This window comes from Acetobacter pomorum (genome assembly GCF_002738225.1).
GTDB classification, from domain to species: domain Bacteria; phylum Pseudomonadota; class Alphaproteobacteria; order Acetobacterales; family Acetobacteraceae; genus Acetobacter; species Acetobacter pomorum.
This window is the reverse complement of record NZ_PEBQ01000108.1, coordinates 43,444-57,212: the sequence shown is the minus strand read 5'-3', so window position 1 is coordinate 57,212 and position 13,769 is coordinate 43,444. Positions and strand designations below refer to the sequence as shown.

The following is a 13,769-nucleotide window of genomic DNA, read 5'->3' as shown; positions in this document are numbered from 1 at the left end:
TGATCACGTTTGCGCGGGATGGTGTTGCCCGCTTGTTTTGGGTTGACGCAAGAGCGGTGTATCGCCATGTATCCGAAACAGGACCGCTCAGGTCTTTAATTGGGTCAAGGGCAGATAATGCTGAAACTTTCCCGCCTGGCGGATTATGCAATCGTCATTTTGGTGAAACTGGGTGAACAGGAAGGAGTTGTCACGTCTCCAACCCTTGCGGCTATTACCGGAGTGCCAGAGCCAACGGTCGCCAAGGTTCTCAAGGTCTTGTCCGCGCATGGGTTTGTGCTTTCCCAGCGGGGAGCAAAGGGCGGATACCGCCTAGCCAGACCGTTGGCGGATATTTCTGTTGCCAGTGTTATTACAGCCGTGGATGGCAAGATTGCGCTAACAGCCTGTGTAGATGGCGGAGAGTGTGATACCGGCGTGTCATGCGGTTTGTGTGGCAGTTGGGATACGATCAATCAGGCCATACGCACTACGTTGGAGGGTATTTCCTTGGAAAGCATGCGCAGTAAAGCATCGTGTTTTTCAAACATGCCGCGATCCAATGCGCAGCCCGGCGCTGCTATGCCACGTGAGGGGATCTGAACCATGCCGGCAGTTACTGAAACGCGTGAAGCGGTCGAAAAGCTCGGCCAGTCCACTTACAAGTGGGGTTTTGAAACCGATATTCAGATGGATCTCGCCCCGAAAGGGTTGAATGAGGACATCGTGCGCCTGATTTCAGCGCGCAAGAATGAGCCAGAATGGCTTTTGGAATGGCGGCTGACAGCGTTCCGCAAATGGCAGTCCATGAAGGAACCCACGTGGGCCAAGGTTTCCTACCCGCCGATTGATTATCAGGATGCGCATTACTATGCCGCTCCGCGCAAGAAAGAAGGTCCGAAATCTCTGGATGAGGTTGATCCGGAACTTCTGAAAACCTACGAAAAACTGGGTATTCCCCTGCATGAGCAGGCTTTGCTGGCAGGTGTGGAGTTGCCAGAAGGTGAAACAGCACGTCCGCCAGTTGCCGTGGATGCGGTGTTTGACAGTGTTTCCGTTGTCACCACCTTCCGCAAAACGCTGGAAGAAGCGGGCGTGATCTTCTGCCCGATTTCTGAAGCCGTGCAGGAACATCCGGAGCTGGTGCGCAAATATCTCGGCAGTGTGGTGCCGGTGGCAGATAACTTCTATGCCGCACTGAACTCTGCCGTGTTTACCGATGGTTCCTTTGTGTACGTGCCCAAAGGGGTGCGGTGCCCGATGGAACTTTCCACCTATTTTCGTATCAATGCGCGTAATACTGGGCAGTTTGAGCGCACTCTGATTGTGGTGGAAGATGGGGCTTCTGTTTCCTATCTTGAAGGTTGCACCGCCCCCATGCGGGATGAAAACCAGCTTCATGCTGCTGTGGTGGAACTGGTGGCGATGGAAGATGCCTCCATCAAATACTCCACCGTGCAGAACTGGTACCCCGGTGATTCGGAAGGGCGTGGCGGTATCTACAACTTTGTGACCAAGCGTGGCGCATGCCGTGGGGCACGTTCCAAAATCTCTTGGACACAGGTAGAAACAGGTTCTGCCATTACATGGAAGTATCCATCCTGCATTCTGCAGGGTGATGGATCTGTGGGTGAATTCTATTCCGTGGCTGTTACCAACAACTGCCAGCAGGCGGATACAGGCACGAAGATGATCCATATCGGGCGCAATACCCGTTCCACCATCATTGCCAAAACCATCAGTGCAGGGCGGTCAGACAGTACATATCGCGGTTTGGTGCGTGTGCAGCCCAAGGCTTCTGGCGCACGTAACTTTACCCAGTGCGATAGTTTGCTGATTGGTGATGAATGCGGTGCGCATACTGTGCCGTATATCGAAAGCCGGAACATGGCAGCGCGTATTGAACACGAAGCCACAACATCCAAGATTTCAGAAGATCAGCTTTTTTATTGTCGCCAGCGTGGCCTGTCTGAAGAAGACGCGGTTGGGCTGATTGTAAACGGTTTCTGCCGGGATGTTCTTAAGGAACTGCCAATGGAATTTGCCGTAGAGGCACAGAAACTGTTGCAGATCAGCCTAGAAGGCAGCGTGGGTTAAGGGAGTACAGAACATGAGCCAGTTTTTGGAAATTTCCGGTCTGTGCGCCCGGATTGATGCCGATGGGCAGGAAAAGCAGATCCTCCGCGGTGTGGATCTCACCATCCCACCGGGTGAAGTGCATGCTATTATGGGGCCAAACGGGTGCGGCAAATCCACCCTTTCCTATGTTCTAGCCGGGCGTGAGGATTATGAAGTCACGGCTGGCTCTGTCACCTTCAAGGGGCAGGATCTGCTGGCTATGGAGCCGGAAGAACGCGCTGCGGCTGGCCTGTTTCTGGCCTTCCAGTCTCCTATCGAGTTGCCGGGTGTCAATAACGCCAACTTCCTGCGTACGGCAGTAAATGCCGTGCGTCGCGCCCGTGGGCTGGAAGAACTGGATGCTGTTGCGTTCCTGAAAATGGCGCGTGAGGCCGCCAAGTCTCTCTCCATGGCGCCGGATATGCTCAAGCGTAATGTCAATGTCGGTTTCTCTGGCGGTGAAAAGAAGCGCAATGAAGTGTTGCAGATGACACTTCTTCAGCCATCCTTCGCCATTCTGGATGAAACCGATAGTGGGTTGGACGTGGATGCCCTGCGTATTGTGGCGGAAGGGGTGAACCGTCTGCGCTCACCAGATTTCTCTGCTCTGGTGATTACGCATCACCAGAAGCTGCTGGATTATCTGGTGCCAGACCGCATTCACGTTATGGCCAAAGGGCGGATCATTCTTTCTGGTGGGCCGGAACTGGCCAAGAAGATTGATCAGGAAGGTTACACCAAATTTCTGGCGGAGGCGGCGTGAACGCGATCAGCAAAGATATGAGCGGCCCTCTGTCTTCGTTCGCGCAACGCCTGAACGATGTTGAGGGGGCAGAGCGGCAAGCAGCCATTGGCGCACTGCTCAGAACCGGCCTGCCAGACAGGCATGTAGAGGCATGGAAATATACCAGCCTGCGCCCGTTGTCGGCACAGGAATTTCAGGCCCCACCAGCGCAATATGATGCTGCACAGGCAAAAAGCCTGCTGGATAACCTGCTTAGCCAGCATGATGCTGTGCAGACTCTGCCGCGCATTGTGTTTGTAAATGGCCGGTTTGTAAAAGACCTTAGCCTTCTGCCAGAAGGTATGGATGTTTCCTTTTTCAGCCAAAAGAGCCTGACAGTAGATGTACAGGCTAGCCCGGACAGAGATCCGCTGGTCGCGCTGAACACGGCTTTGGTGGAAGATGGTGCCATACTGCACGTTGCCAAAGGCGTGGATGCAGGGCGTATGCTGCTGATTTCCTTGGGTGTTGCGGGTGATACGGCCATTTCCTTCCATCCACGCCATAGCGTAGTGCTGGAAGAAGGAGCGCGTCTCTGCCTGTTGTCACTCAGTGCTGGCGTTGGGCCGTATTTCCATAATCCGGTTACGGAAGTAACGGTGGGGGAAAGCGCCAAACTGTATCATACCACTTTGCAGACCGAAGGTATGCAGGCCATAGCGTTGGCAACAACCTATGTGCAAGTCGCAGGGCATGGTGTTTACAATAGCTTTGCCCTTGGTTTGGGTAGCCTGTTGTCTCGGCATGAAGTGCATGCACGGTTGAATGCGCCACATGCTCAGTTGCATGTAAATGGTGCGCAAAACCTTGCTAACCATCAGGTAGGGGATATTACCAGCGTCATCACCCATGCTGCTTCGGACTGCATTTCCCGCCAGACAGTGCGGAATGTGCTGGATGGTCATGCACGAGGTGTTTTCCAAGGCAAGGTGCTGGTTGAGCAGGTTGCCCAGAAAACTGATGGCTATCAGATGAATCAGGCGCTTCTGCTTTCTGAAAACGCAGAAATTGATGCCAAGCCTGAGCTTGAAATCTACGCGGATGACGTGCGTTGCAGCCACGGGGCAACCGTGGGTGCGCTGGATGATGATCAACTGTTTTATATGCGCAGCCGTGGTGTGCCAGAGGCACAGGCCCGCCATATCCTAATTGCAGCGTTTCTGGATGAAGCTCTTTCTCTGATTGAAGATGAAACGGCGCAGGAATACTGCCGCGCCATGCTGGCAATCCATTTTTCTGCTGAAAGGAAGGCCGCGTAATGTCTCATCCTTCTATGACAGACACATCCGGGCTAGATCTGACTGCTATTCGTAAGCAGTTTCCTATTCTGTCGGAAAAAGTGCACGATCGCCCGCTGGTGTTTTTGGATAGCGCTGCTTCGGCCCAAAAGCCGGATGCCGTTATCAATGCCATGGTGCACACTATGCACCATCAGTATGCCAATATTCATCGCGGCCTGTATTGGCTGAGTGAACGTGCGACCGAGGCTTACGAAGCTGTGAGGGATCAAGTTGCGGGCTTTCTGAACGCACCTTCGCGGGAAGAAATTGTTTTCACCCGTAACAGCACAGAAGCCATCAATCTGGTTGCGTATTCCTTTGGCTCTCTGCTGACACCGGGGCAGGCCGTGGTTATTTCCGAAATGGAACATCACGCCAATCTGGTGCCGTGGCAGATGCTGCGTGACCGTATGGGCATTGAACTGCGCATAGCCCCGATTACCGATGCCGGTGATCTGGATATGGAAGCGTTTGGCCAGCTTTTGTCTGATGGCAAAGTGGCGCTTGTTGCTATTACCCATATGTCCAACGTTTTGGGCACCATTACGCCTGCGCGCCAGATTGCCGATATGGCGCATGCTACTGGTGCGCTGGTGCTGTTTGATGGCAGCCAGGCTGTGGTGCATCATCGGACAGATGTACAGGCTCTGGGGGCAGACTTTTACACCTTTACCGGGCATAAACTGTATGGCCCAACCGGCATTGGCGTTTTGTGGGCGCGGCGTGCCCTGTTGGAAGATATGCCGCCGTTCATGGGTGGGGGAGACATGATCTCCACCGTGACATTCGAGAAATCCACATGGGCTAATGTGCCACATAAGTTTGAGGCCGGCACACCCGCCATTGTAGAGGCTATTGGTTTGGGTGCCGCCATTGAATGGGTGGAAAAGTTTGGTTTTGATGCCATTGCTGCGCATGAACAGGCTTTGACCACCTATGCGTTGGAACGTTTGGCGACTGTTCCGGGGCTAAATGTAGTTGGGCACCCCAAAAAGCGTGGGGGCGTTATTTCCTTCACCATGGCAGATGTGCACCCGCACGATATTGCTACTTTGTTGGATCGCAATGGCATTGCCGTGCGTGCGGGTCATCATTGTGCAGAACCGCTTATGCGCCGTTTGGGTTTAACAGCTACAGCACGTGCCAGCTTTGGTATTTATACCTTGCAGGAAGAAATAGATGTGCTTGCCGATACATTGGTACGTATTCGGGAATTTTTTGTGTGACACAAACCGGACTGGATTCCGATGCCCTGTATGACCGTGTAATTGTGGAGCGTGCACGCGCACCACAATATGCGGGCAAGTTGGAAGCCCCCTCGGTACAGGGCGAAGGCAAAAATCCCATGTGTGGGGATAAAACACGAGTGGATATTGCGTTGGATGCAACCCATATCCAAAGTGTGCGCCATACCACGCGGGGATGCGCCATTTGCGCAGCAGCAGCCGATTTAATGGCACAGCAGGTTTCTGGTCTGGATGTTGCGCAAGCTGTCAGTCTGTCTGGTCGATTTTCTGCCATGCTGGTGGGGGAAGGGTCTTCTACAGCAACGGCGGATACTTCATTAGGGCCGCTGGAGGTTTTCCAGCCTTTGCGGTCTCACAAGGCACGGATCCGATGTGCCGAATTGCCTTGGATTGCGTTAAAGGAGGCGCTTTCTCATGCCGACGTCTGAAGACGTGCATGCTCCCGTTCTGCCAGAGGTAGAAAAGGAAGCTAACACAGCAGAGGCTTCTGCCGATGTGCTGCATGCTGATCATGCGCCTACCGGAAATGAAGCCGGAAAAGTGGAAAGCTGGACACCGGATGAAGGGGCAGAGCAACCTGCCAAGCCACAGGCTGCCGGTGCTGTTTCGGAAGATGCGGTGATTGAGGCGATTGCCACAGTGCATGACCCGGAAATTCCGGTAAACATTTACGAACTCGGCCTGATTTATGCAATTGATCTGTATGATGATGGCCGCGTGCGCATTGAAATGACGCTGACAGCCCCAAACTGCCCCAGTGCGCAGGAACTGCCTGTGCAGGTGAAGGAAGCAGTAGAAAAAGTGCCCGGCGTGAAATCTGCCGAAGTAGAAGTGGTGTGGGATCCGCCGTGGGATATGTCGCGTATGAGTGATGAAGCCCGTCTTGCGCTGAACATGTTCTGAACCGAAAACAAGGTGAGGGTATAAAATGTCTCAGAAAACGGCTGCTGCTCCCACAAAGCGGGAGCTTCCACCGCTTATGAGGGTGTCTCAGGCTGCGGCAGACCGGTTGCAGCACTTGTATGCCACAGCACATGCGGGCCAGTTGCTACGCATTTCTGTAAGCACCAAAGGCTGCTCCGGCAAAGCGTATGACATGCAGTTTGTAGATGCACCGGGCGCGGGGGATGAGGTGGTAAAAGACCACGGCATCACCCTGTTGGTGGACCGTAAGGCCACGCTTTACCTGATTGGATCTGAAATGGATTATCAGGAAGGTGATCTGGAAGCCGGTTTTGTGTTTTCCAACCCTAACGAGAAAGGCCGTTGCGGTTGCGGCGAGAGCTTTCACGTTTAAAGCTGCAAACAGCTTCAATTTCAGTAGACCATAAAAACTGGTCAACCACGGTTACATTTTCCACCGTATACCCAGCCTTGGCCAGCAGGCTTGCATCCTGCGCCAAGGCGGCAGGGTTACAGCTTACATAAATAATATGGGTTGGTTGCCCTTGTGCAATCTGGCGCATTTGCAGCTTGGCTCCTGCATGTGGTGGGTCTAGCACCACTACAGCTGAAGCTGCGATTTCCTTGGCCAGCACAGGCTGATGGTTCAGATCTCGGCAAAAAGCATTAATACGCGTGCCGCCCGATGCTTTTTTCAGAGCATCCAAGGCGGGTGCATAGCCTTCATAGGCATTTACGCGGGCGCGTTCTGCCAACGGGAATGTAAACGTGCCACAGCCCGCATAAAGCTCGGTGATAATATCACGCCGGTTGAGCTTGGCGGGCAAGCTTTTGATAACTGCTTCCTGAATATAGATTTCACTCTCACCTGTTGCCTGCAAAAACGTGCCTGGTGGTGGGGTAATTTGGTGAGAGGCAATTGTCTGATAAACAGAACCCGATTGCGCCGCCACTTCAGGCAACCCTGTATCTTTGATCAGTTGCCAGCTTATGCGGGGAATGTGCTGGTCTGTAGCCAATTGTGCCAGACGGACACGATCTGGCGCTGTAAGGGGGCCGTCTGTTTGCAGCAGAACATCCAGCCCGGAATCCAGTAAATTGATATGCAAATTTGCTTCGCGCCGAATGGCGTTCAGACTACGAAGTGTCGCCCGAAAAGCGGACAGAGCCTTCATAATGTCTGGGTGCAGCACAATGCAGGAAGTAAGATCTGTAACGGTAGAGCTGTTCCGTGCGTGTAGCCCGATGATAATGCCATCAGGCTGGCGCCTTACAGCCAGATCTGCCCTGCGGCGCGTATGCTGTTGCACCTGCTGGGCAGAACATGCTGGAAGGTTGGTAAACCCGGCTTTTTGTAAAGCATGCTGAACTGTCGCTTTTTTCCACTGTAAAATGGTAGCGGGTTTTATATGTTGCAGCGTGCAGCCACCGCAGCGTTCAAACAAGGTGCAAGGTGGTGTTTGCCTATTTGGCGAAGGTTGAAGAACTTGAGCAAGTTGCCATTTTCCGTCTGCATTTTTAGTCAGACGAACACGCTCACCTGCAAGTGTTTGTGGAATATAAGCCTTGTTCCCATCTGGCGTAAGCACGGCCCCATCGCCTTGCGTTGCCAGATAGAGAACATCTGTATCGTAGGTTTCAGTCACTGATATGTTCAGGATTGTGCGTCTGCGGCACATTCAGCAGCAGTGTCTGTTCCTGGTGAAGCAGGTCTTACAGAACTCCGGCGCGGCAGAAGCATAAAGGCGGGCACCATATCGCCAAAGCCTTGCACGTCTCCGCCAGGTGCTGGTGGGATCTCATCCCGCGAGTAGCGTGTATTCCGTGTTGGTTGCCGTTCCGGGCGCGGTGCCTGCTGAGGTTTGGCATCCTGCGGTTGTTCGCGCATTTGGGTGGTATTTTCGCGCTCGCGCTGAGGAGTGCGTGCCTTACGTGCGCGCCCTGCTGGTGGCCGTTTTTCATCCGACCATTCAAGCTGCTTTACGCCTTCCAGCGTCATGCGCGGAATTTCTTTGCCTGTCAGCTTTTCAATAGCTTCGGCCAGCGCTTTATCATACGGGGTGGCAATGCTGTAGGCATGACCTTCACGCCCGGCGCGACCAGTACGACCAATGCGGTGTACATAGTCTTCTGCATGGAAGGGAAGGTCAAAATTGAAGACGTGGGAAAGACCGCCAATATCAATACCGCGTGCTGCTACATCTGAGCACACAAGTACTTTCAATTCATCATTCTTGAATTTTTCAAGCGTGGAAAAGCGCACAGACTGCGGGAGGTCACCATGTAACGCTGCAGCAGAAAAACCATGTTTAACAAGCGATTTGGTCAGAATATCTACATCACGCTTGCGGTTACAGAAAACAATGGCGTTTTGCAGTGCCGGGTCTTTCAGCAACTGGCGCAATGTTTCACGCTTGCTGTATTCATCCACTACCACAATGCCGGTTGTAATGGTTGTGGCCACAGAAGATTGCCGCGCAACCGTAATTTCCTTGGGAGAATGCAAAAATGCATCTGCCAGTTTACGGATGGTGGGCGCCATGGTGGCAGAAAACAGCAATGTCTGTCGGTTAGGTGGCAACAGCCCGACAATTTTTTCAATATCGGGAATAAAGCCCATATCCAGCATCCGGTCGGCTTCATCAATCACCAGAATACTGGTGTGATTCAACAGCAGGCCACCACGTTCAAACAGATCAAGCAAACGGCCAGGGGTGGCAATCAATACATCCACACCGCGGTTCAACACCTCTTTCTGATCGGCCATGCTTTCGCCGCCAATCAGAAGCGCATGATTGAGTTTGAGGTATTTGCCATAATTCACAAAGTTTTCTGCAACCTGTAACGCCAGTTCACGCGTGGGTTCCAGAATAAGGGAACGCGGCATGCGTGCCCGTGCCCGCGAATCGGACAAAATCTCCAGCATCGGGAGGGTGAAGGAAGCTGTTTTGCCTGTTCCGGTTTGGGCAACACCCATAACATCCCGCGCCATCAAAATGGCTGGAATGGCCTGTGCCTGAATAGGGGTAGGGTGCGTATAACCCATGTCCGAAATGGCACGCAGAATGGGCTCGGACAGTTCCAGATCAGCAAATGTGACGGAGTCTGTATCTTCTGCAGCTTCTACCGTGATTTCGGCAGGTTTTTCAGGAGATATTGGCTCTGGGGCAACAGTTTCTTCGGTCTGGGCCTCTGGAGCAGATTGCGTTTCAGCCGTAGGCTCTGGCGCAACTTCAGGAGCTTGCTCAACAACTTCAACAGCAGAAACCGTGGCTTCTGTTGGAGAGGGAGCTTCAGCTTCTGGTGTTGCTTTTACCTCTTGCGGCGCCGTTGCAGCTGGTTCTTCAGCTTTTTCCACCTTTTCAGCTTTTGGCTTCCGTCGTCTTACAACACGCTTTTTTGGGGCAGGTTTTGCCTTGCTAGCAACCGCTTCTTCAGCAGGTACTTCGGTTGGTGTGCCCGTATCTTCTGTGGCATTTTCTGTGCTCACAGGGGCAGGGGCAGCCGTTTTTTTGCGGCTACGTGTTGTTGTCTTGCGGGGGGAGGCGGGCGTTTTAGCTGTCAATCTGCTCTCGGAACCGTAGGTCTGTCTGTTGTCAGCACTGGCTGAAGAGCCTGCCCGTATGCGGGGTGCCTCAAACAAAATGGCTGAGGCACCGATTCATGTCTTGTACCCGGTCAGGCGTTTGTTCCGATAAAGCTGTTTGGCCATGAAATCAAGTTTTTGCCAACATGTTGTGCTGTTTCTTAGGCAAAAGGATGGCCAAGACAGGCAGAAAGTACAGCCAGTATACCCAGCGCCACAATAAGCAGCACGCGGGAGCGAATGGAGTCGAATACAGAAGGTTGTGGGCGGATGGAGCGCCGAGCTTTTTGATACGGGCCTGTGTACATCATAACAAACAGCACGGCCATGATAATGCCCAGCAACTGCATGAGGTTGGTTGTCCATGGAGCATTGGCAAAGCCGCCTTCATGGATAATCAGCAGCCAGCCGGTAATCAGCGCAGTTGGAATAACGTGCGTTAAAACCTTAAAAAAGCGGGCTAATGTTTGTAAATGTACGGAGTTACGCTGTGTTGTATCCAGCAGGCGCAAGCTGGGGCGCAAGATAATAACGGCATAAGCCCCACCACCAATCCACAGAATAATACTGACAAGGTGGAGGGTGAGAACAAGGCTCCAGAGAATGGAATGGGGCATGCTGAACTCCGCTTGGCGTTAATGCAGGAAAACGAAGGCGCGGGGCGGGAAGGGGTAATCGTCCAACGCTTGTCTGCTGCCTGATTGCCAAGGGGACGGACGCTGCGCAAGGGGCTATATTTGCACACATCATCGACTGCTCTGTGTGCGGAGGCCTAGTATGGCAACAATATATCCTTCTCTTCTGAGCGTTTATTCTCCTGATGAAATGGGGAAAATTGATTATATTTCAGCACAGAGTGTGCCTGTTTCCGTGTTGATGGAAAATGCAGGCCGTGCAGTGGCCCGCGCTATTTTTCGGTATGAAAAGCCCGCACGTGTTCTTGTGCTGTGTGGCCCCGGCAATAACGGGGGAGATGGATATGTGGTTGCACGGCATCTTGATGAAGCAGGTTGGCCTGTTGCTGTGGCGGAAATGGTCGCCCCCAAACCGGGAGGCGCTGCTGCAGAAGCTTCATCCCGTTTCCATGGCGTGCGTGTTCCTTTTTCAGCGCAAGAAGCCGCGCGTGCTGATCTGGTAGTAGATGCCGTATTTGGTGCAGGGTTGAGCCGGGATGTTTCCGGTCTGTCTGCTGAAGTTTTGCAAGCAGCGCGACGAATTGTTGCGGTTGATATGCCATCAGGTGTGGATGGTGCGACAGGCTTGGTGCGTGGGTATGCCCCACAGGCAGCCATGACGGTCACTTTTTGCCGATTTAAGCCAGGGCATCTGCTGTATCCGGGTAGGGAGCTTTTTGGGCGTCTGATTCTGGCAGATATTGGAATTCCGCAAACCGCGCTTGATCAGGTTTCCCCCACCACATGGCGGAATGAACCCGGTTTGTGGCATTTGCCGATTCCTGGGCCGGAGAGCCATAAATATACGCGCGGAGTCGTGAGTATCTGTGCGGGCGAATCCATGCCAGGAGCAACACGTTTATGTGCCGGGGGAGCACGCGCAGCGGGAGCAGGGCTGGTGCGTATAGCTGCCGGGGCAGGTGCTGCGGCCTATAGGTTGGGGGCTCCCGGCCTTATTATAGATGACGCATCGTTACCGACACTTTTGGAAGATAAACGCCGCCATGTATGGGTTTGTGGCCCCGGTTTGACAGAAGCAGAAGTGCAATCCGCGCTTCCCGTTTTGCTGGCAACGGGAAAAATTGTGCTGGCAGATGCCGGGGCTTTAAGTGCTTCGGCCGGTGACCCTGAAAAGCTTAAGGGTGTAGCGGTTATTACGCCGCATATTGGCGAGTTTACCCGGGTATTTGGGCCAGTAGGCAGCAATCCGCCAGAACATGTCAGGCAGGCCGCCCGGCAGCTTGGGGTTGTTGTAGTTCTTAAAGGTGCTTCCACCATGATTGCAGCGCCAGATGGGCGGCTGGCAATCAATAATCATGCTACCGCAGCCTTAGGGACCGCTGGTTCGGGGGATACACTTTCAGGTGTGATTGCGGCTTTGTTGGCCGCAGGTATGCCTGTGTGGGAGGCTGCATGTGCCGGTGTGTGGCTGCATGGAGAGGCAGGGCAGCAGGCTGGTCCGTGGCCTGTGGCAGAGGATTTGGACCTTCATTTGGGTGCTGCACGAGAAAAAGCAGCACATATGCAGAAAGAGAGGGTGAACTCTGACATGGGCATCTTGCCGAGGGCGCAGGTTTGAGTTAAGTCCACCCAACTCGTGACGGTGAGCATTATGCGCGGGTGTGGTGGAATTGGTAGACACGCCAGATTTAGGTTCTGGTGACGCAAGTCGTGGGGGTTCAAGTCCCTCCACCCGTACCAATTTATTTTTGTCATGCTCCCGTCCTGGTCCGCGACGGCCTTTGCGTAGCGGGTGTTTGAGTTTTGTACCGAAAGGAAGGCCTGACCGATGCAGGTTACCGAGACCCTTTCCGAAGGGCTGAAGCGTGGTTTTACCGTAACAGTTCCAGCGGCGGAAATTGCCAGCAAGCGTGATGCGCGGCTGAAGGAAGTTGCAGCAAACCTGAACCTGCCGGGCTTCCGCCCTGGTAAGGTGCCTGTTTCCTTGGCTAAGCAGCGTTACGGCGAAAGCGTATGGGCAGAAGTTCTGGAACAGACGGTATCTGATGCGCTGCGTACTGTTTTTGATGAACGTGGCATCCGCCCTGCTGGTCAGCCCAAGGTAGATCTGGTTTCCGGTCAGACCGATGATGGAAAAGATCTGGAATTTACGGTTGAAGCAGAAATTCTGCCAGAAATTGCTGTGCCGGATCTGTCCGACCTGACGCTGACACGCCTGAAGGCAAATGTGAGCGATGAAGCCATCAACAAGGTGCTGGAAGATATCGCCAAGCGCGGTCGCACCTTTGAAGTGGTGGAAGAAGTTCGCCCCGTCGCTAAAGGTGATGTGGTTGCGATCGATTTCGTTGGCAAGCGCGATGGTGTGCCTTTCGAAGGCGGTTCTGCTGAAGATGTGAACGTTGAAATCGGCGGCGAAGGCTTTATTCCGGGCTTTGCTGAGCAGATTGAAGGTATGAAGCCGGGTGAAGAAAAAGTTATTACGGTAACTTTCCCCGAAGATTACGGCGCAACCGAGCTGGCAGGCAAGGAAGCCACCTTCGATATCAAAGCCAAGCAGATCAAGAAGCCAGTTGATGCGCCGATTGATGATGAGTTGGCCAAGAAGATGGGCTTTGAAAGCCTTGATCAGCTGAAAGATCTGATTCGTAAGCAGATTGAAGGCGAATACGATCAGCTTTCCCGTCTGCGTATCAAGCGTGAGCTGCTGGATGAGCTGGCAAAGAAAACGGATTTCACCGCGCCAGAAGGCATGGTGGATGCAGAATTCAACCAGATCTGGGCACGTGTTGAAGAAGACCGTAAAACCGGTCAGCTTGATGACGAAGACAAGAATAAAGATGAAGAAACCCTGCGCGCTGATTACCGCAAAATTGCGGAACGTCGCGTAAAGTTGGGTCTGCTTCTGGCTGAAATTGGCCGTAAGAACAATATTACGGTGACACCAGATGAGCTGGGCCGTGCAGTGCGGGCAGAAGCCATGCGCTACCCGGGGCAGGAAAAGCAGGTGTTCGAATTCTTCCAGAAGAATCCGCAGGCGGCAGAATCTCTCAGGGGGCCAATCTTTGAAAATAAGGTTGTTGATTACCTGATAGAATTGGCCAAAGTGACGGATAAAGAGGTCACACCAGAGGAACTTTCAGATATTCCACCAGCGAATATCTAATAAGAAAAAGGCCGTGTCCCGCCAGTGTGAACTGGCGGGACATTCTTTTTGGGCATGTTTTTCTTTTCCGGGGT

13 protein-coding genes and 1 tRNA gene are annotated in these 13,769 nt (G+C 53.2%); 11 read left to right on the top strand and 3 right to left on the bottom strand.

All coding sequences use genetic code 11. The features are described from left to right. The first annotated feature begins 117 nt into the window (after positions 1-117). The 8 genes from CSR02_RS08080 to CSR02_RS08045 are packed head-to-tail and all read left to right on the top strand — an operon-like array spanning position 118 to position 6,705. Positions 118-582, top strand: coding sequence for an SUF system Fe-S cluster assembly regulator (locus CSR02_RS08080; protein ID WP_042787517.1), 465 nt, complete (start codon positions 118-120; stop codon positions 580-582). A 3-nt stretch (positions 583-585) separates the two neighbouring features. Then, a complete protein-coding gene (gene sufB, locus CSR02_RS08075; RefSeq protein ID WP_003624092.1) occupies positions 586-2,076 on the top strand; it encodes a Fe-S cluster assembly protein SufB in 1,491 nt (496 codons plus the stop codon). A gap of 13 nt (positions 2,077-2,089) precedes the next feature. Then, a complete protein-coding gene (sufC, locus tag CSR02_RS08070; protein ID WP_042787515.1) occupies positions 2,090-2,860 on the top strand; it encodes a Fe-S cluster assembly ATPase SufC in 771 nt (256 codons plus the stop codon). A gap of 17 nt (positions 2,861-2,877) precedes the next feature. Continuing rightward, positions 2,878-4,140 carry a Fe-S cluster assembly protein SufD gene (gene sufD / locus CSR02_RS08065; RefSeq protein WP_183172610.1) on the top strand — a complete coding sequence of 421 codons (1,263 nt, stop codon included), beginning with the start codon at positions 2,878-2,880 and terminating at the stop codon, positions 4,138-4,140. Further along, complete coding sequence (locus CSR02_RS08060; protein ID WP_099541202.1) at positions 4,140-5,387, top strand: aminotransferase class V-fold PLP-dependent enzyme; 1,248 nt, start codon at positions 4,140-4,142, stop codon at positions 5,385-5,387. The genes sufD and CSR02_RS08060 overlap by 1 nt, the downstream gene beginning before the upstream one ends. After that, positions 5,384-5,836: a Fe-S cluster assembly sulfur transfer protein SufU gene (gene sufU, locus CSR02_RS08055; RefSeq protein WP_099541201.1), complete on the top strand. Its 453-nt coding sequence runs from the start codon at positions 5,384-5,386 to the stop codon at positions 5,834-5,836. Before CSR02_RS08060 ends, sufU begins: the two co-directional genes overlap by 4 nt. Then, a complete protein-coding gene (locus CSR02_RS08050) occupies positions 5,823-6,311 on the top strand; it encodes an SUF system Fe-S cluster assembly protein (protein ID WP_099541200.1) in 489 nt (162 codons plus the stop codon). Before sufU ends, CSR02_RS08050 begins: the two co-directional genes overlap by 14 nt. A 25-nt stretch (positions 6,312-6,336) precedes the next feature. Beyond that, positions 6,337-6,705 (top strand): HesB/IscA family protein, encoded by a 369-nt coding sequence (locus CSR02_RS08045; protein ID WP_042787511.1) that lies wholly within the window; start codon positions 6,337-6,339, stop codon positions 6,703-6,705. On the opposite strand, the gene CSR02_RS08040 is transcribed toward CSR02_RS08045, so the two are convergent. From CSR02_RS08040 to CSR02_RS08030, 3 genes are all read right to left on the bottom strand, one after another. After that, positions 6,659-7,957 (bottom strand): class I SAM-dependent RNA methyltransferase, encoded by a 1,299-nt coding sequence (locus CSR02_RS08040; RefSeq protein WP_099541229.1) that lies wholly within the window; start codon positions 7,955-7,957, stop codon positions 6,659-6,661. The two genes, CSR02_RS08045 and CSR02_RS08040, sit on opposite strands and share 47 nt — an antisense overlap. 8 nt (positions 7,958-7,965) lie before the next feature. Further along, complete coding sequence (locus CSR02_RS08035; RefSeq protein ID WP_099541227.1) at positions 7,966-9,876, bottom strand: DEAD/DEAH box helicase; 1,911 nt, start codon at positions 9,874-9,876, stop codon at positions 7,966-7,968. Between the two features lie 182 nt (positions 9,877-10,058). Continuing rightward, positions 10,059-10,514, bottom strand: a complete 456-nt coding sequence (locus CSR02_RS08030) for a hypothetical protein (RefSeq protein WP_099541199.1) — start codon at positions 10,512-10,514, stop codon at positions 10,059-10,061. A 160-nt stretch (positions 10,515-10,674) separates the two neighbouring features. Here CSR02_RS08030 and CSR02_RS08025 point away from each other — a divergent pair, with 160 nt between their 5' ends. From CSR02_RS08025 to tig, 3 genes are all read left to right on the top strand, one after another. After that, a complete protein-coding gene (locus CSR02_RS08025) occupies positions 10,675-12,150 on the top strand; it encodes an NAD(P)H-hydrate dehydratase (protein ID WP_099541198.1) in 1,476 nt (491 codons plus the stop codon). A 37-nt stretch (positions 12,151-12,187) separates the two neighbouring features. After that, positions 12,188-12,272: transfer RNA gene (locus tag CSR02_RS08020), tRNA-Leu, on the top strand. A gap of 88 nt (positions 12,273-12,360) precedes the next feature. Beyond that, entirely contained in the window at positions 12,361-13,695 is a 1,335-nt protein-coding gene (tig, locus tag CSR02_RS08015) for a trigger factor (protein WP_099541197.1), read from the top strand. Positions 13,696-13,769: the final 74 nt, after the last annotated feature.

What these genes read in the sequence shown, in the direction of transcription:
- CSR02_RS08080 (WP_042787517.1), top strand. Translation starts at nt 118, where the DNA reads ATGCTGAAACTTTCCCGCCTGGCGGATTATGCAATCGTCATTTTGGTG.
- sufB (WP_003624092.1), top strand. Translation starts at nt 586, where the DNA reads ATGCCGGCAGTTACTGAAACGCGTGAAGCGGTCGAAAAGCTCGGCCAG.
- sufC (WP_042787515.1), top strand. Translation starts at nt 2,090, where the DNA reads ATGAGCCAGTTTTTGGAAATTTCCGGTCTGTGCGCCCGGATTGATGCC.
- sufD (WP_183172610.1), top strand. Translation starts at nt 2,878, where the DNA reads ATGAGCGGCCCTCTGTCTTCGTTCGCGCAACGCCTGAACGATGTTGAG.
- CSR02_RS08060 (WP_099541202.1), top strand. Translation starts at nt 4,140, where the DNA reads ATGTCTCATCCTTCTATGACAGACACATCCGGGCTAGATCTGACTGCT.
- CSR02_RS08050 (WP_099541200.1), top strand. Translation starts at nt 5,823, where the DNA reads ATGCCGACGTCTGAAGACGTGCATGCTCCCGTTCTGCCAGAGGTAGAA.
- CSR02_RS08045 (WP_042787511.1), top strand. Translation starts at nt 6,337, where the DNA reads ATGTCTCAGAAAACGGCTGCTGCTCCCACAAAGCGGGAGCTTCCACCG.
- CSR02_RS08030 (WP_099541199.1), bottom strand. Translation starts at nt 10,514, where the DNA reads ATGCCCCATTCCATTCTCTGGAGCCTTGTTCTCACCCTCCACCTTGTC.
- CSR02_RS08025 (WP_099541198.1), top strand. Translation starts at nt 10,675, where the DNA reads ATGGCAACAATATATCCTTCTCTTCTGAGCGTTTATTCTCCTGATGAA.
- tig (WP_099541197.1), top strand. Translation starts at nt 12,361, where the DNA reads ATGCAGGTTACCGAGACCCTTTCCGAAGGGCTGAAGCGTGGTTTTACC.